This is a genomic window from Sandarakinorhabdus sp. FBCC-B8862 (genome assembly GCF_059745315.1).
This window is the reverse complement of the sequence record NZ_CM185574.1, coordinates 832,815-848,026: the sequence shown is the minus strand read 5'-3', so window position 1 is coordinate 848,026 and position 15,212 is coordinate 832,815. Positions and strand designations below refer to the sequence as shown.

Sequence of the window (15,212 nt, the reverse complement as noted above, 5' to 3'; positions counted from 1 at the left end):
AGTGCGCAGCACTGCACGCCGACAGGCGCAAGCCCGGCCGGCGACCAAAAATGGCGGCGCTCTGGCCGCCATTTTCGTGTGTCGTCCGACGGCGTGGCTCTGCCACGCCGCACCTGATCCTAGGCCTGTGGTAGGCCAAGGCGACGGAGGGGGCGGCGGGCGCTCTTCGTGCAAGGTCGGGCGGAGCCGCCGAGTCTGCTTGGCTGGCGAAATCAAGGAAGAAAGAAAGAGCGCGGCGAAGCCACGCCGTCGAAGCTGTTCTGCCGGCCTGCTGCCGGCAGCCAGCCCGGCCGAGCTTGCGCCTGTCGGCGCGCATTGCTGCGCGCACGCGGCGCTGCGCTCTTGCCACAATTCCGCCATCAGGCTATCGCGCCAGAGCAAGCTGAATGGCGCCCCGGCGCCGCAACCCAAGGGGACATGCAAATGAGCGACGTTGCCGAGCGCGTGAAGAAGATCGTGGTGGAGCATCTGGGCGTAGAAGCCGACAAGGTGACCGACACCGCCAGCTTCATCGACGATCTGGGCGCTGACAGCCTCGACACCGTCGAGCTGGTGATGGCCTTTGAAGAAGAATTTGGCGTCGAAATCCCGGACGATGCCGCCGAAAAGATCCTCACCGTCAAGGACGCCATCGATTTCATCGCCGCCAACGGCAACTGATCTCAGGCGCGAAAGGCCGCCCGGCTGTGCCGGTGCGCTTTGCCGGAACGGCCTTTCGTCCAGCACGGGCGAAGGGCCGTTCGCATTTTGAACTGCGAAATTGAACCACGCGGCCGCGGCAGGGCCGGCAAGGGATGAATGGAGCGCATATGCGCCGTGTTGTTGTTACCGGTCTGGGCCTCGTCACGCCGCTGGGTGGCAGTGTCGAAACCACCTGGGCCAATATCCTCGCCTCGCGCTCTGGCGCCGGGCCGATCACCCGCTTTGATGCCAGCAACCAGGCCTGTCGCATCGCTTGCGAGGTGAAGGCCGGCGATGGCAGCGGCATGACCTTCGATGCCAACCAGCGCGTTGACTACAAGGTGCAGCGCCAGGTCGATCCTTTCATCGTCTATGGCATCGATGCCGCCGGCCAGGCCATCGAAGACGCCGGCCTGACCGATATGACGGAGGAGGAACGTTTCCGCGCCGGCTGCTCGATCGGGTCGGGCATTGGCGGCCTGCCGGGCATCGCCTCCGAATCGATCATCTGCCACGAAAAGGGCCCGCGCCGCGTCTCGCCGCACTTCGTGCACGGCCGTCTGATCAACCTCATCTCCGGCCAGGTTTCGATCAAATATGGCCTGATGGGCCCCAATCATGCCGTGGTCACTGCCTGCTCCACCGGCGCCCATGCCATTGGCGATGCCGCGCGCATGATCGCGCTGGGCGATGCCGATGTGATGCTGGCCGGTGGTTCCGAAAGCGCGCTGTGCCCGTTGGGCATCGCCGGCTTTGCCCAGGCGCGTGCGCTCTCCACCGCCTTCAACGATGATCCCACCCGCGCCAGCCGCCCTTATGACAAGGATCGCGACGGTTTCGTGATGGGCGAAGGCGCCGGTGTCGTCTGCCTCGAGGAATATGAGAAGGCCAAGGCCCGCGGCGCGAAAATCTATGGTGAAGTCATCGGCTATGGCCTGTCGGGCGATGCCTATCACGTGACGGCGCCGCACCCGGAAGGCTCCGGCGCGTTCCGCTCCATGGAAATGGCGCTGAAGCGCGCCGGCCTGACGCCCGCCGACATCGATTATATCAACGCCCATGGCACCTCCACCCCGATGGGGGACGAGCTGGAACTGGGCGCGGTCAAGCGGCTGTTCGGCGCGGCCATCGACAATGTCTCGATGTCGTCGACCAAATCGGCCATCGGCCACCTGCTCGGCGGCGCCGGCGCGGTGGAGGCGATCTTCTGTCTGCTCGCTCTGCGCGATCAGGTCGCCCCGCCCACCCTCAACCTCGACAATCCGTCCGACAGCTGCATCGGCGTTGATCTGGTGCCCCATGTTGCCAAGCAGCGGCGCATCCGCGCGGTGCTTAACAACAGCTTCGGCTTCGGCGGCACCAACGCGACGCTGGTGATGCGCGGCGTCTGATCGGCCACGCCGTGCGCCGCCTTGGCCTTCTGATCCTGGCCGTTGGGGTGATGGCCGGCCTGTATCTGCTGGCCCCCTGGTATGGCTGGGGGGCAAACCCGGCCAAGCCGCAGGCCTTTGCGGTGGCCAAGGGCGCCAGCCTCAATCGCGTTGCCCGCGATCTCGAGGCGCAGGGCATCATCGCCGACGGCGGCCGTTTCCGGCTGGCGGCGCGGCTGCTGGGTGGCGATGCGGCGGTGCAGGCCGGCAATTATCGCCTCCGCCCCGGCCAGAGCTGGGCCAGCATCCTGGCGGCCCTGCAGAAGGGCGAGGTGCAGCGCTTCACCGTTACCATCCCCGAAGGCTGGCCGGCGGTGCTGGTGGCCGAACGGCTGAATGCCATCCCCGATCTGAAGGGACAGGTCGCCGCCCCGCCCGAAGGCAGCGTGTTGCCCGACACCTATGACTATCAGCCCGGCGAACCCCGCGCCGCCGTGCTGAAGCGCATGCAGGCTGCGATGGACAAGGCGCTGGCAGATCTCTGGCCCAGGCGCTCCGCCAAAACCGTGGTCAAAAGTCCGCAGGAGGCCGTGATCCTGGCCAGCATCGTCGAAAAGGAAACCGGCAAGGCCGGAGAGCGCCGCACCATTGCGGGCGTCTATTCCAACCGGCTGCGCATCGCCATGAAGCTGGATGCCGATCCCACCGTGATCTACCCGATCACGCAAGGGCGCCCGCTCGGCCGGCGCATCCGCCGGTCCGAACTCAATCGCGACACCGGCTACAACACCTATCTGAAGCCCGGCCTGCCCAAGGGCCCCATCGCCAATCCGGGGCGGGAGAGCCTCATGGCCGTGCTCGATCCGGCCGACACCGATGCGCTCTATTTCGTCGCCGATGGCAGCGGCGGCCATGTCTTTGCCAAAACGCTCGCCGAACAAAATGCCAATGTGGCGCGCTGGTTTGCCCTGCGCCGGCAGCGGGGCGAGATGTGAGCCGCAGGCCCGCCTCGCGGCCGGCGGTGAAGCCTTCCACCCGCACGCGCGCGCAGCGGCGCAGCCGGCTGGCCGTGATCGGACTGTGGGCGGCGCGCCTGCTGGCGATGCCGGTGCTGGCCTGGATGCTGGGCCTGTTGTGGTTCAGCCTCACGCTGCCAGGCGCCGCGCCACTTTCGGTCAAATCCGATGGCGTGGTGGTGCTCACCGGTGGGGTCGGTCGCTTCCAGCGTGGGCTGAAGGTGGTGGAAATCGGTGCTGCCCGGCGCATGCTGATTTCCGGCGTTGGCCGCACCACAACGCGGCGGCAGCTGGCGGCGGCCTATCACATCGGCACGCGCCGGCTGCGCACCACCGATTTGGGTTATGAAGCCATCGACACACGATCGAATGCCGAGGAAACGGCGCGCTGGGTGGCGGCCAACAAATTCGCCTCCATCCGGCTGGTCACCAGCGCCGGCCACATGCGCCGCGCCCGGCTCGAACTGGCGCGCGTGCTGCCGGCCGGCATCGCCGTGCTGCCCGATGCGGTGCCATCCGAACCCAAGGCCCCCAGCCTGGCGGTGGAATATTCGAAATGGCTGCTGCGCCGCGCCGCGCTTCTGGCGGGGGCGGCCTGATGGGCGTGGCTCGGCTGGTGCTGGCGCTGATCCGCACCATCATCTTCCAGATCGCCTTTCTTGGCGGCTCGCTGGTGCTGGTGCCGCTGGCGCTGCTGCTCGGCCTGCTCTCCGGCCAGGGCCCCTTGCTCTACATCGGGCCCAAGCTGTGGGCCGGCTGGTTCCGCCTCACCAGCCGGGTGATCACCGGCATCCGGATCGAGATTGACGGCGAAATCCCCGCCGGCCCGCATCTGTTTGCGCTCAAACATGAAAGCGCGCTGGAAGCCATCCTCACCCTCTGGTGGTTCGAACGCCCGGCGGTGGTGATGAAGCAGGAATTGCGCCGGATCCCGATCTGGGGCCTCGCCTCGGCCCGGCACGGCTCCATCTTCGTTGATCGCGCCGGTTCGGCCGCCATGCTGCGCGAAATGATGCGCCAGGCCCAGGCCGCCGTGGCGCTGGGCCGGCCGGTGGTGATCTTCCCCGAAGGCACGCGGGTGGAGGTCGGGCAGACGCCAGAACTCGCCGCCGGTTTTGCCGGCCTCTACAAGATGCTGAAGCTGCCGGTGGTGCCGATCGCGCTCGACAGCGGCAGCGTCTGGCCGAAGAGCTTCATCAAATATCCCGGCACCGTGCGTCTGTTGGTTGGCGCGCCCATTCCACCCGGCCTGAAGCGGGACGAGGTGGAAGCCCGCGTGCACGCCGCCATCAATCTGTTGCAGGGAACCCGGCCATGATGCGCCGCCGCTGGCCCCAAAGAGCGACGTTGCTGCTCTCGCTGCTGCCGCTGCTGCTGGGGCTGGCGGCCTATGCCTGGGCCTGGCGCGGCTGGGCGGTGGATTTTGAAACCACGCTGGCCGGCTGGTTCCCCGGCCGCACGCTGGTGGCGACCGGCTTCCCTTATCGGTTGGAGGCGGAACTGGCCGGGGTGGAGCGTCGCCATGATGGCCCGGTGCAGCTGGTGCTGCGGGCGGAGCGCTTGCGCCTCAACCGCGGGCCATGGCGGCCGGAACTCACGGTGTTCCAGGGCCAGGGCGTGGCGCTTGCCACAGCGCTTGGACCGCTGGCGGCGCGGGTGGCCGCCGGCAGCGGCAATGCCAGCCTGCACCTTGTCGATGGCCGGCTGCGTCGCCTGTCGCTGGTGCTGCCCGCCGCCAAAGGCAACGCCGGCTTCGGCCCGGATTTCACCACCAGCGCGCTGGAACTCCACCTGCGCGAACGCCAGCCCGGCGCCGCTACCGATGCCGCCCAGCCGCAACCGCGCGGGCAATTGGTCATCGGCGCCACCGGCCTGCGCCTGGGGCAGGGCGCAGCCTTGTCGCTGGATGCCGATTTGGTGGCGCGCGGCCGGGCCCGGTTGACCGATTATCGCGCCTGGGCCGGCGATGGCGTCATCGATGCCAGCGCCACGCTGCGCGACGCCACGGGCGAAGTGTTGAAACTGGATGCCAGCATCGTGCCGCTGGGCACCGGGATGCGGCTGGCTGGCACGATCACCACCGTTTGCCCGCTGGCGGTGCAGGCGCTGCTGGCCGGCACCGCCGCGCCGGCCGAAGCCCGGCTGCGCGCGCCCGTGCGGCTGGCGGTGGAAACCGCCTTGCCCGCCGGTGGCCCGGTGGCACTGTCGGGCCTTCCGGCCGATCTGGCGGGTCGGTCGCGGCGCGGCCAGCTGCCGCCATGCCCGCATTTGCGCTGAATTCCGCCCCAAACTGTCCGTTTTTTACAATCCTGCCGGCCCGACCAGGCGCAGCATTCCCCCGCGCGCGCGACCGCGCCACAGATTGGGGGACTCATGACAAGCAAGACCATCGCCGCCGCCCTGGCCACTGCCCTTCTGGCCATGCCGGCTGCGGCCAAGGATCCACCGCCCACGCTCACCAAGTGCCAGGCCTCGCTCGGCACCGTGGCCGTGGTGGATGGCGACACCCAGGGCTGGACCAAGTTCGGTCTCGGCTCGCCCCGCCCGCTGCTGGCGGCGCTGGCCAATGAATCGGGCTGTTTTGCGATCCATGATCCGGCCAGCGGCAAGCCGGCCAATTTCCTGATGAGCGCCATCGCCGGCAGCCAGGAGGACATCGACAAGGGCGTGGAGATGGCAAAAAGCGTTGCCACCGAAGCACTGGTGCGATCCGGCGCCCTGGGCCGCGTGCCTGGGGTGGGCGGCATGATGGGCATGTTCGGCGGCTTTGGCGGCAAGAAAAAGACCATCGCCGCCGCCATCCGGGTGATGAGCCCGGCCACCGGCATGGCCCTGGCCAGCGGCAGCGGCAGCTCGCAAAGCAACAGCGTCACGCTGGGCGGCATGGCGGGCGTGGCCGCCGGCATGGCCCAGGCCGGCTATGCCACCAAGGACGGCCAGATGCTCACCGAAGCCTTCATCAAGGCGTTCAACGCCGTGGTGGCGCAAGGCGGCGCGCTACAGGCCGGGGCAATGCAGGTGGCGGCCAGTGCGCCGGCCGCCGCGCCCGGTGCCACAGTGGCGGTGGACACATCGATGCGCGCCACCCCGGCGATGGATGGCGCCGTGGTGCGCACCCTGCGCGCCGGCACCAGCCTCAAGCCCACCGGCAAGCGCGAGGGCAAGTTTGTCGAACTGGCCGACAGCTTCGGCACCAGCGGCTGGGTGAATGTCGAGGATCTGAAATAGGCGGGGGCAGGGCGGTCCGCCGGGCCGCCCTCACCGGCCGAAATCGGCCTTTTCGGTGTCCTGGCCTTCATCGATGATGCTGCGGCGGATGGCGCGGGTGCGGGTGAACAGCGCCTCCAGCGTGTCGCCCTCGCCCCAGCGGATGGCGCGCTGCAGCGCCACCAGATCCTCGGTGAAACGGCCCAACAGTTCCAGCACCGCCTCGCGGTTGTTCAGGAACACGTCGCGCCACATCACCGGATCGGATGCAGCGATGCGGGTGAAATCACGGAAACCGCCGGCCGAATATTTGATCACCTCGGCCTTGGTCACCGCTTCCAGATCGCTGGCCGTGCCCACGATCGAATAGGCGATCAGGTGCGGCAGGTGGCTGGTCACCGCCAGCACCCGGTCATGATGGGCGGCGTCCATCAACTCCACCTTGGCCCCCAGCCGGCGCCAGAATTCCGCCAGCTTCTCCACCATCATGGCATCGGCGCGCGGCGGCGGCGTGATGATGCACCAGCGGCCCTGGAACAGGCTGGCAAAGCCGGCATCCGGCCCGGACTTCTCGGTGCCCGCCACCGGGTGCGCCGGGATCACATGCACGCCGGGCAGAGCAGCGCCCAGCACCTTGGCCACGCTTTCCTTCACGCTGCCCACGTCACTCACCACCGTGTCCGGGCTCAATTCCGGGCCAATCTCGGCCGCCACTGCCGCCATCGCCCCCACCGGCACACACAGGATGACGAGATCGGCATCCACCACGGCCGCGCCGGCGCCATCGGCAACATCATCGGCCAGGCCCAGCTGGATCACCCGTTCGCGCACATCCTCGTCGGCATCGCTCACCACCAGCTGCACGGTCGGCATGGCGGCGCGGATGGCACGCGCCAGCGACGAGCCGATCAGGCCCATGCCAATGATGGCCACCCGCGCAAACGGCAGCATCAGGCCGGCGCTCCCGTCGCGCCTTCAACATAATCGCGCAGCGCCGCGGCCACTGTGCGGGTTTCGGTTTCGGTGCCGATCGAAATGCGCAGGGCCCGCGGCATGTTCTGCACAGCGAGGTATCGGCAGATGATGCCGTGATCCAGAAGATACTGGTTGCACGCCGCCGCTGTCACCGGTCCGTCCTCCGGAAACTCCACCAGGATGAAGTTGCAGGCCGATGGAATGGCGCGCAGGCCGGCATTGCCCAGTGCCGCGATTTCGCCGGCCAGCCAGCCGCGCAGGCGGATGGTTTCGGCCCGCACCATGGCGATATGGGCATCGTCGGCCAGGCTGGCCACCGCGCCGGCCTGGCCGGTGCTGGTCACGTTGAACGGCCCGCGCACCCGGTCCATCGCGGCGATCAGCGGCAGCGCCGCCACCGCCCAGCCAATGCGCTGCGCCGCGAGGCCATGGATCTTGGAAAAGGTGCGGGTGACAATCAGGTTGGGCAGCGTCTGCGCCAGCGCCAGCCCATCCTCATACTCATCCTCCACAAACTCGGCATAGGCGCAATCCAGCACCAGCACCACGTTCGCCGGCACCCCGGCAATCAGGCGGCGGATATCGGCCGCCGGCAGCAGCGTGCCGGTGGGGTTGTTTGGATTGGCGACATAGATCACCCGGGTCGCCGGCGTGATGGCCGCCAGGATCGCATCCACATCGCCGGTATAATCCACATCGGGCACCACCACAGGCGTCGCCCCCACCCGGCGCGTCGCGCCTTCATAAACCGCAAAACCATGGCGCACGTGGATGATCTCGTCCCCCGGCCCGGCAAAGGCGGAAGCGATCATGTGCAAAATCTCGTCGCTGCCGGTGCCGCAGATGATGTGGGCCGGGTCCACGCCATATTTGGCGCCCAGTGCGCTGCGGAGCTGGGTTGAGGCCGGATCGGGATAGCGATGGCCTTCGGCCAGCACCGCCTGCATCGCCGCTACCGCCTTGGGGGAGGGGCCCCACGGATTCTCGTTGCTCGACAATTTCGCCACCACCGGCGCGCCGTCGGCCTTGGCCTTGCCGGGCACATAGGCGTGCATGGCCTCGATCCAGGGCTTCATCACCGGGGCGTTCGGGGGCGCGGATGTCGTCATGCCAGCGGCGTTAGCGAATATCGCTTCCCCCGTCACCCCCACGCCTTTATCTGGGCACCCGATGGACCAACGTTTCGGCCTTGACCGCAGCATCACCCTGCCCGGCGATTTCGCGCTGGCGGGTGGCGGTGTGCTGCCCGAACTCACCATCGCCTATGAAACCTATGGCCGGCTGAACGCCAACGCCAGCAACGCCATCCTGATCTGCCACGCGCTCACCGGCGATCAATATCTTGCCTCCACCCACCCGCGCACCGGCAAGCCGGGCTGGTGGACGCGGCTGGTCGGCCCCGGCAAGCCGGTCGATCCCGAACATTGGTTCGTCATCTGCGCCAATGTGCTGGGTGGCTGCATGGGGTCCACCGGGCCCTCGACGGCCGATCCCCGCGATGGCCAGCCCTATGCCATGCGCTTTCCCGTCATCACCATTTCCGACATGGTGGCCGCCCATGTGCGCCTGCTCGATCATCTCGGCATTGCGCAGCTGCACGCCGTGATCGGCGGCTCGATGGGCGGCATGCAGGCGCTCACGCTGGCGGTGAACCACCCGACCCGCGTGCAAAAGGTCGTCGCCATCGCCACCGCTGCCCGCCATTCGGCGCAGAACATCGCCTTCCACGAAGTCGGCCGCCAGGCGATCATGGCCGATCCCAAGTGGCAGGGCGGGCTCTACGCCCCCGATGCACCGCCGGCCGATGGCCTTGCCGTCGCCCGCATGGCCGCGCACATCACCTATTTGTCCGAAGCCGGTCTCACCGAAAAATTCGGCCGCCGACTGCAGAACCGCGATGCCGTGTCGTTCGGCTTCGATGCCGATTTCCAGGTCGAATCCTATCTGCGGCACCAGGGCCTGTCGTTCGTGGAGCGGTTCGACGCCAATTCCTATCTCTACATCACCCGCGCCATGGATTATTTCGATCTGGCCGAGCCCTTTGGCGGCAATCTTGCCCGTGCCTTTGCCGGCAGCCCCTGCCGCTTTGCGCTCGTCTCCTTCACCTCCGACTGGCTTTATCCCACCGCCGAAAGCCGCCGCATCGTGCGCGCGCTCAACGCCGCCGGGGCACCGGTATCCTTCGTCGAGCTGGAAAGCCCGTTCGGCCATGATGCCTTCCTGCTCGACGCGCCGGAAATGAACCGCGTTGTCCATGGGTTCCTCGCGGCATGACCGGCCTTCGCCTCAGCACCAGCGTCGATGATCAGCAGCTTGACCGCATCCATGGCTGGCTCACCAACGCCTATTGGTCGCGCGGGATCAGCCGCGATCTGGTGGCGCGCGCCATGGCCGGCTCGCTGTGCGTCGGCGCCTTTGCCCCCGATGGCCGCCAGATCGGCTTTGCCCGGCTGGTAACCGATCGCGCCACCTTTGCCTATCTGTGCGACGTGATTGTCGATGATGCCGCGCGCGGCCAGGGGGTCGCGTCGGCCATGCTCACCCATCTTGACGGCCTGCCCGAACTGGCCGGTCTGCGGCGCTGGCTGCTTGTCACCCACGATGCGCATCCGCTCTATCGGCGTCACGGCTGGCAAGCGGCCGCGCACCCCGAACGGTTGATGGAGCGCGTGGTCGCCAACGCCTATGGCGGGGATCCGGCATGACACCGGTTCCGTTGCGTCCCGATCTGGCCGCCGTGGCCGCCGCCGTGCCGGAAGGCGCGCGCGTGCTCGATATCGGCTGCGGCAATGGCCAGCTTTTGGCCTGGCTGCGCGACACCAAAGGGGTGGAGGGCCGAGGCATCGAACTGGACGCTGCAGACGTGGCGAGCGCCGTCGGCCGGGGCCTTGCCGTGGTGCAGGGCGATGCCGATACCGATCTGGCCGATTATCCCGATGCCGCCTTTGATGTCGTCATCCTCTCCAACACGCTGCAGGCGATGCAGCGGCCAGCCGCCGTCCTGGCCGAACTGGTGCGCATCGGCCGCAGCGCCATCGTGTCCTTCCCCAATTTCGGCCATTGGCGGGTGCGGCTCAGCCTCACGCTCGGCGGCCGCATGCCGGTCACCCGCTCGCTGCCCGTCAGCTGGCACGAAACGCCCAACATCCATTTCTGCACCATCGCCGATTTCGAGGCGCTGGCCGCCGAAATGGGGCTGACGGTGGAACGCGCCACCGGCTTGTCCGCCGGCCGACCGGTCAGCCTTTGGCCCAATCTGCTGGCCGATACCGGGGTGTTCGTCCTGCGGCGATAGGCTATCATCTCCCGCGTGGACCCCGATCTCGATCCCGAACTGATCCGCTTCCTGCGCGAGGAACTGGGCCATGATCTGCCCGCCGGCGGCGCATGGACCTTCACCGGCCCGCTGTGGATCTGGAAGGGCAAATCGGCGGATGGCAAGCCCAGCCCGATGAGCTGGCATTTCCTCACCATCACCGGCCCGGTGGCCGATGGCATCCGCGCCGGCGCGCCGGGCCGGTCGGCGGCCTGGGGCAGCGTCTATGTGAAGGTCCGGTTGGGCAACACCTCATGGGCGACCTCCGTGTTCCCGTCGAAAGAGGCTGGCGGCTATCTGCTGCCGGTCAAGGCCGCCGTGCGGAAAAAGGAAGGCGTAGGCGAGGGCGACACGGTGACGGTGGAGCTCAGTCTCTGAGCACAATCCTCCCCCTCTGGGGGAGGTGGCGCCAAAGGCGACGGAGGGGGCTGCAAGGACCACGCGAGGCAGCCCCCTCCGCCCTTCGGGCACCTCCCCCAAAAGGGGGAGGACCGCCAGATCACAACGCCATCTGCGTCTGCGTCGTCACGCTTGCCAGCTTGCCTTCGGCGCTTTCCACCCGCGTCACCCACACGCTGGTGCGCCGGCCAACATGCAGCGGCGTCGCGGTGGCCACCAGCGTGGTTCCAACCGGGATGGCCCCCATCATGTTGGTCTTGGATTCGATCGTCGTCGTGCCCTTCGCGCCTTCGGGCAGCACCTGGAAGGCCCCCACCGCACCGGTGAAATCGGCCAGCGCCATCAGAAAGCCGCCATGGGCGGTGCCGCCCGATGTGCAGTATTCCGGCCGGATGAGGGCGTGCACCACCACTTGTTCCGGCCCCATTTCCTTGATCTCAAAGCCGAGGTGCGCCGAAAACGGCACCATCTTCACCACGGCGGCAAGGGCGGCGTCATCCATTGCGGGTCCCCAATCCTTAGTTGATCAGTCGGGGCACCATCGCCGGATCGGCGGCGCCCACCAGCACCGGCTTTTGCCAATCCGTCTTGGCGACCAGCACGACATGATAACGCTCGGGCAGGGTTTCCACCCGCCAGTCGATCACCTCGAACATCGCCTCGTCCAGCCGCAGCTGCAGCGGCTCGCGCAGCCAGCCGATATCCTTCTGGTGCCAGGGCCGCCGCGCCCGCACGATCAGCACGGCCAGCCCCGCCGGTGACAAGACCCGCCACAGTTCGCGCAGCATCAGCCGCGGCTGCAGCAAGGGGGCCGACAGCAGCGCCTTGTCGAACAGGGCTTCGTGAAACGGCAGATGGTGGGGATCGGCGCGCACCGTGCCGGGCCTGATATCCTCATCTCGCGCCGCCACGCAGGCCAGCCGCTCCCACCCCTCCAGGTTGAGCGGCACCCGCTCCGGCGGGCGGCCCAGCACCAGCAAGCGGCCATGGCCCTTCCCGGCAAACAGGCGTTCCAGCGGAGTGGCGTCGCGGATCATGGCCCGGGGTTATGGCGCGGAATGGCCGAGGCGGGAAGGGCCTTCAGATCCTCTCCAAACTTGTTTGGGGAGGTGGCGGCCGCAGGCCGACGGAGGGGCGCTGCCGGCACCGGCCGCCGCGCCTCAGCCCCGCTCAACGGCCATCGCAATGCCCATGCCGCCGCCAATGCACAATGTCGCCAGGCCCTTCTTCGCATCTCGCCGGCCCATTTCGTGCAGCAGCGTCACCAGCACGCGCGCGCCCGATGCGCCGATCGGGTGGCCGATGGCGATGGCACCGCCGTTGACGTTCAGCTTGGCCGGGTCCAGCCCCAGTTCCTGGCCCACGGCCAGCGCCTGCGCGGCGAATGCCTCGTTGGCTTCCACCAGATCCAGATCGGCCACGCTCCAGCCCGCCTTGGCCAGCGCCTTGCGGCTGGCCGGCACCGGGCCGATGCCCATGATCTTCGGATCGACGCCCACGCTGGCAAAGCCGGCAATGCGGGCGAGGATGGGCGCGCCGCGGCGCAGCGCCTCGGCCTCGCTCATCAGCACCAGCGCGGCGGCGCCATCGTTGATGCCGCTGGCGTTGGCGGCCGTCACTGTGCCGTCCTTCTTGAACGCGCCCTTCAGGCCCGACACGCCATCGATGGTCACGCCGTCGCGGATATATTCATCGGTGTCGATGATGGTATCGCCCTTGCGGCCCTTCACAGTGACGGGCGCGATTTCGGCGGCAAAGCGGCCGGCGGCGCGCGCCGCGCTGGCCTTGTTCTGGCTGGCCACGGCAAATTCATCCTGGGCGGCGCGGCTGATCTGATACATTTCAGCCACGTTTTCCGCGGTGATGCCCATGTGATAGCCGTTGAAGGCATCCCACAGGCCATCCTTGATCATGGTGTCCACAAATTCCATGTGGCCCATCTTCTGCCCGGCGCGCAGGGCCTGGGCATGCATGGAAAGGCTCATCGATTCCTGGCCGCCGGCGACCACGATGCCGGCATCGCCATTGGCAATCGCCTGGGCCGCCATCGCCACCGCGCGCAGGCCCGATCCACAGACCTGGTTGACACCATAGGCCGGCGCATCCTGCGTGATGCCCGCGGCCAGCGACGCCTGCCGCGCCGGGTTCTGGCCGTGGCCGGCGGTCAACACCTGGCCCAGGATCACCTCGCTCACCTCGTCGGCGGCCACGCCGGCATCGGCCAGCGCAGCCTCGATCGCCGCCTTGCCCAGCAGATGGGCCGGCGTGCTGGCAAAGCTGCCCAGGAAACTGCCCACGGCGGTGCGGCGGGCGGCGGTGATGACGATGTTGCTCATGGGGTCTCCCCTGGTTTCGAGTCGCAGTCCAAAGCCTAGGCAAGTTTGCCGCGCTGCACCATGGCCCTTTGGATCAAGCCTGCAGCCACCGGGTCAACGGCGCCCAAAACCGCTCCGGCGCCCGGCCGCCCACCACCATGCCGACATGGCCGCCCATGATCTCCAGCCGGCGGGCATCGCCCGGGTCGGTCAGCGCGGCGGCGGCCGGCACGATGCGATCGGCCATCGCCACCACATCCAGCAGCGGGATAGCTGGCAGCGCATCGCCGCCCAGCCCGTGCGCCCCGGCCTCGAACAGGCCGGCCAGATCGGCGGCGGCGGCCAGGCTGATCGGCGCGCCGCCGTTGGCCCAATCCTCCAGCCGGGCAAAGCCGGCCACCGCCGCATCATCGGCCGCCGCCAGCCGCTCATATTTCGCCACCAGGCTGGCCGGATCCAGGGACCAGAAGGCCGGTTGCAACAGGTCCATCGGCACGGCGCCCAGCGGTTCGGCCAGCGGCCGTGCCTGTTGCCACCATTGGCCCAGCGCCGCCCGCCCAGCATCGCCATAGCCGACAAAGCGCCAGGGCGCCGCCAGCAACGCCAGCTGGCTGGCCACCCCGGCGCGCGCCGCCGCCAGCGCCAGCGTGCCGCCCAGGCAATAACCCAGCATCGGCACCGCTTCGCCCAGCGCCGCGATCAACGGCACCAACCGCTCGTCCACCAGCGCTGCCAGCCCCAGCGCTTCCGGCTGCGGCCCCCAATCCACCAGCAACGGCCGGAACCCGGCTGCGGCCAGGTGCGCCGCCAGGCTCTGCCCCGGCCCCAGATCCAGCACATCGGGCGCGTTGATCAGTGATGGCACCAGCACCAGCGGCCGGCCGCGTTCCGCCCCGGCGCGCAAGGCAACGCTGCCCACGCGCGCCACCTCGGGCCAGGCGGCGCGCGGCGGCGGGGCCGGCGCCTGCTGATAGCGCGCCAGCCCGGCCAGCACCCGCGCCAGCCGCGCCCGGTCATCCCCGCACACCGCCTGCACCGTGCCCAGGAACAGCGGCAGCGGGTGCGGGCCGCGATCCCGCCGGCGCTCAGCCATGGCGGTGCTGCACCTGCGGCATTGCACCGCAACACATGACCGTGCTAGCGATAATGACAGAGACCGTTCCGGGAGTCCTCATGGCCGCTGCTTCCTCCTCCGACGCCAAGGCGGGCAAAGCGCCCATCGTCATCAAGAAATACGCCAACCGTCGGCTCTACAACACCGAAACGTCAAGCTACATCACGCTGGAACATCTGGCGGAGATGACGCGTGACGGCCGTGATTTCCAGGTGTTCGACGCCCGCACCGGGGAGGATATCACCCGCTCCGTGCTCACCCAGATCGTGATGGAAGGGGAAGCCGGCGGCCAGACCATGCTGCCGGTGTCGTTCCTGCGCCAGATCATCGCCATGTATGGCGATTCGATGCAGGCGATGGTGCCCCACTATCTCGAAGCCTCGATGGCGGCCTTTGCCGAGAATCACGCCAAGTTCCGCGACGCGGCGATGAAGCCGTTCGAACAGCTGGCCAAGCAGAATCTCGCGATGTTCCAGGCCGCGACCGACATGATGACCGGCGGCCGCTTCCGCACCACCGAACGTGCGCCGCCGCCGCAGCCGACCCCGCCGCCGGCCGAAAAGCCGGCCGCCAGCGCCGAGGAACTGGCGCTGCTCAAGGAACAGCTCGCCGCCCTCCAGGCCCGACTGGACGGCATCAAGGGCTGATTTTGCCCTGCACCGCTGCATCGGCCCTTGCTGCTGCCGCGGCTTGTCTATATGGGCGGCGGTGGGAGAAAGCCTGATCGGAGGGGTCTGATCAGGCAGATGGTTCGGGTTTGGCACTGCCACCCGCCTTGGGGGGCATTGCCGGCACGATTGGTGGGATGCTGGCGATGAA

The 15,212-nt window shown here is 68.3% G+C and carries 18 protein-coding genes; 12 read left to right on the top strand and 6 right to left on the bottom strand.

The window, feature by feature from the left end:
• The first annotated feature begins 423 nt into the window (after positions 1 to 423).
• The 7 genes from AC6BOR_RS04035 to AC6BOR_RS04005 all read left to right on the top strand — a co-directional run bounded on the left by AC6BOR_RS04035 (position 424) and on the right by AC6BOR_RS04005 (position 6,295).
• On the top strand, positions 424 to 660 hold the full coding sequence (locus AC6BOR_RS04035) for an acyl carrier protein (RefSeq protein WP_086116788.1): 237 nt from the start codon (positions 424 to 426) through the stop codon (positions 658 to 660).
• A gap of 149 nt (positions 661 to 809) precedes the next feature.
• A complete protein-coding gene (gene fabF, locus AC6BOR_RS04030) occupies positions 810 to 2,072 on the top strand; it encodes a beta-ketoacyl-ACP synthase II (RefSeq protein ID WP_498059921.1) in 1,263 nt (420 codons plus the stop codon).
• A gap of 11 nt (positions 2,073 to 2,083) precedes the next feature.
• Positions 2,084 to 3,046, top strand: a complete 963-nt coding sequence (gene mltG / locus AC6BOR_RS04025; protein WP_498059920.1) for an endolytic transglycosylase MltG — start codon at positions 2,084 to 2,086, stop codon at positions 3,044 to 3,046.
• Complete coding sequence (locus tag AC6BOR_RS04020) at positions 3,043 to 3,666, top strand: YdcF family protein (RefSeq protein WP_498059919.1); 624 nt, start codon at positions 3,043 to 3,045, stop codon at positions 3,664 to 3,666. Before mltG ends, AC6BOR_RS04020 begins: the two co-directional genes overlap by 4 nt.
• The gene (locus tag AC6BOR_RS04015; protein WP_498059918.1) at positions 3,624 to 4,385 is read left to right on the top strand and encodes a lysophospholipid acyltransferase family protein; all 762 of its coding nucleotides are present in this window, start codon (positions 3,624 to 3,626) and stop codon (positions 4,383 to 4,385) included. Before AC6BOR_RS04020 ends, AC6BOR_RS04015 begins: the two co-directional genes overlap by 43 nt.
• A complete protein-coding gene (locus tag AC6BOR_RS04010) occupies positions 4,382 to 5,344 on the top strand; it encodes a hypothetical protein (RefSeq protein ID WP_498059917.1) in 963 nt (320 codons plus the stop codon). The genes AC6BOR_RS04015 and AC6BOR_RS04010 overlap by 4 nt, the downstream gene beginning before the upstream one ends.
• Positions 5,345 to 5,440: 96 nt before the next feature.
• Complete coding sequence (locus AC6BOR_RS04005; protein ID WP_498059916.1) at positions 5,441 to 6,295, top strand: SH3 domain-containing protein; 855 nt, start codon at positions 5,441 to 5,443, stop codon at positions 6,293 to 6,295.
• 30 nt (positions 6,296 to 6,325) lie between these two features.
• Here AC6BOR_RS04005 and AC6BOR_RS04000 read toward each other — a convergent pair whose 3' ends face one another.
• Together AC6BOR_RS04000 and hisC are read right to left on the bottom strand one after the other, a co-directional pair.
• Entirely contained in the window at positions 6,326 to 7,225 is a 900-nt protein-coding gene (locus AC6BOR_RS04000; protein WP_498059915.1) for a prephenate/arogenate dehydrogenase family protein, read from the bottom strand.
• Positions 7,225 to 8,358, bottom strand: a complete 1,134-nt coding sequence (gene hisC / locus AC6BOR_RS03995) for a histidinol-phosphate transaminase (RefSeq protein ID WP_498059914.1) — start codon at positions 8,356 to 8,358, stop codon at positions 7,225 to 7,227. The genes AC6BOR_RS04000 and hisC overlap by 1 nt, the downstream gene beginning before the upstream one ends.
• 61 nt (positions 8,359 to 8,419) lie before the next feature.
• On the opposite strand from hisC, the gene metX reads away from it, so the two are divergent.
• The 4 genes from metX to AC6BOR_RS03975 are packed head-to-tail and all read left to right on the top strand — an operon-like array spanning position 8,420 to position 10,943.
• Complete coding sequence (metX, locus tag AC6BOR_RS03990) at positions 8,420 to 9,523, top strand: homoserine O-acetyltransferase MetX (RefSeq protein ID WP_498059913.1); 1,104 nt, start codon at positions 8,420 to 8,422, stop codon at positions 9,521 to 9,523.
• Positions 9,520 to 9,954, top strand: coding sequence for a GNAT family N-acetyltransferase (locus tag AC6BOR_RS03985; RefSeq protein WP_498059912.1), 435 nt, complete (start codon positions 9,520 to 9,522; stop codon positions 9,952 to 9,954). The genes metX and AC6BOR_RS03985 overlap by 4 nt, the downstream gene beginning before the upstream one ends.
• Positions 9,951 to 10,544 (top strand): methionine biosynthesis protein MetW, encoded by a 594-nt coding sequence (gene metW / locus AC6BOR_RS03980; RefSeq protein WP_498059911.1) that lies wholly within the window; start codon positions 9,951 to 9,953, stop codon positions 10,542 to 10,544. The genes AC6BOR_RS03985 and metW overlap by 4 nt, the downstream gene beginning before the upstream one ends.
• 15 nt (positions 10,545 to 10,559) lie before the next feature.
• Positions 10,560 to 10,943 (top strand): DUF1905 domain-containing protein, encoded by a 384-nt coding sequence (locus tag AC6BOR_RS03975; RefSeq protein WP_498059910.1) that lies wholly within the window; start codon positions 10,560 to 10,562, stop codon positions 10,941 to 10,943.
• A gap of 121 nt (positions 10,944 to 11,064) precedes the next feature.
• Here the strand turns inward: AC6BOR_RS03975 and AC6BOR_RS03970 are convergent, their stop codons facing one another.
• The 4 genes from AC6BOR_RS03970 to AC6BOR_RS03955 form a co-directional block, all read right to left on the bottom strand.
• The gene (locus tag AC6BOR_RS03970) at positions 11,065 to 11,466 is read right to left on the bottom strand and encodes a PaaI family thioesterase (protein WP_498059909.1); all 402 of its coding nucleotides are present in this window, start codon (positions 11,464 to 11,466) and stop codon (positions 11,065 to 11,067) included.
• Between the two features lie 16 nt (positions 11,467 to 11,482).
• The gene (locus AC6BOR_RS03965) at positions 11,483 to 12,001 is read right to left on the bottom strand and encodes a class I SAM-dependent methyltransferase (RefSeq protein WP_094473143.1); all 519 of its coding nucleotides are present in this window, start codon (positions 11,999 to 12,001) and stop codon (positions 11,483 to 11,485) included.
• A gap of 123 nt (positions 12,002 to 12,124) precedes the next feature.
• Positions 12,125 to 13,300: an acetyl-CoA C-acetyltransferase gene (locus tag AC6BOR_RS03960; RefSeq protein ID WP_498059908.1), complete on the bottom strand. Its 1,176-nt coding sequence runs from the start codon at positions 13,298 to 13,300 to the stop codon at positions 12,125 to 12,127.
• 73 nt (positions 13,301 to 13,373) lie between these two features.
• Positions 13,374 to 14,372, bottom strand: a complete 999-nt coding sequence (locus AC6BOR_RS03955; RefSeq protein WP_498059907.1) for an alpha/beta hydrolase — start codon at positions 14,370 to 14,372, stop codon at positions 13,374 to 13,376.
• Between the two features lie 80 nt (positions 14,373 to 14,452).
• Between AC6BOR_RS03955 and phaR the strand changes: the two genes are divergently transcribed.
• Positions 14,453 to 15,040: a polyhydroxyalkanoate synthesis repressor PhaR gene (gene phaR, locus AC6BOR_RS03950; RefSeq protein WP_086116776.1), complete on the top strand. Its 588-nt coding sequence runs from the start codon at positions 14,453 to 14,455 to the stop codon at positions 15,038 to 15,040.
• The last annotated feature ends 172 nt before the right edge of the window (positions 15,041 to 15,212 follow it).

What these genes read in the sequence shown, in the direction of transcription:
- AC6BOR_RS04035 (WP_086116788.1), top strand. Translation starts at nt 424, where the DNA reads ATGAGCGACGTTGCCGAGCGCGTGAAGAAGATCGTGGTGGAGCATCTG.
- fabF (WP_498059921.1), top strand. Translation starts at nt 810, where the DNA reads ATGCGCCGTGTTGTTGTTACCGGTCTGGGCCTCGTCACGCCGCTGGGT.
- AC6BOR_RS04015 (WP_498059918.1), top strand. Translation starts at nt 3,624, where the DNA reads ATGGCTGCTGCGCCGCGCCGCGCTTCTGGCGGGGGCGGCCTGATGGGC.
- AC6BOR_RS04010 (WP_498059917.1), top strand. Translation starts at nt 4,382, where the DNA reads ATGATGCGCCGCCGCTGGCCCCAAAGAGCGACGTTGCTGCTCTCGCTG.
- AC6BOR_RS04005 (WP_498059916.1), top strand. Translation starts at nt 5,441, where the DNA reads ATGACAAGCAAGACCATCGCCGCCGCCCTGGCCACTGCCCTTCTGGCC.
- AC6BOR_RS04000 (WP_498059915.1), bottom strand. Translation starts at nt 7,225, where the DNA reads ATGCTGCCGTTTGCGCGGGTGGCCATCATTGGCATGGGCCTGATCGGC.
- hisC (WP_498059914.1), bottom strand. Translation starts at nt 8,358, where the DNA reads ATGACGACATCCGCGCCCCCGAACGCCCCGGTGATGAAGCCCTGGATC.
- metX (WP_498059913.1), top strand. Translation starts at nt 8,420, where the DNA reads ATGGACCAACGTTTCGGCCTTGACCGCAGCATCACCCTGCCCGGCGAT.
- AC6BOR_RS03985 (WP_498059912.1), top strand. Translation starts at nt 9,520, where the DNA reads ATGACCGGCCTTCGCCTCAGCACCAGCGTCGATGATCAGCAGCTTGAC.
- metW (WP_498059911.1), top strand. Translation starts at nt 9,951, where the DNA reads ATGACACCGGTTCCGTTGCGTCCCGATCTGGCCGCCGTGGCCGCCGCC.
- AC6BOR_RS03970 (WP_498059909.1), bottom strand. Translation starts at nt 11,466, where the DNA reads ATGGATGACGCCGCCCTTGCCGCCGTGGTGAAGATGGTGCCGTTTTCG.
- AC6BOR_RS03965 (WP_094473143.1), bottom strand. Translation starts at nt 12,001, where the DNA reads ATGATCCGCGACGCCACTCCGCTGGAACGCCTGTTTGCCGGGAAGGGC.
- AC6BOR_RS03960 (WP_498059908.1), bottom strand. Translation starts at nt 13,300, where the DNA reads ATGAGCAACATCGTCATCACCGCCGCCCGCCGCACCGCCGTGGGCAGT.
- AC6BOR_RS03955 (WP_498059907.1), bottom strand. Translation starts at nt 14,372, where the DNA reads ATGGCTGAGCGCCGGCGGGATCGCGGCCCGCACCCGCTGCCGCTGTTC.
- phaR (WP_086116776.1), top strand. Translation starts at nt 14,453, where the DNA reads ATGGCCGCTGCTTCCTCCTCCGACGCCAAGGCGGGCAAAGCGCCCATC.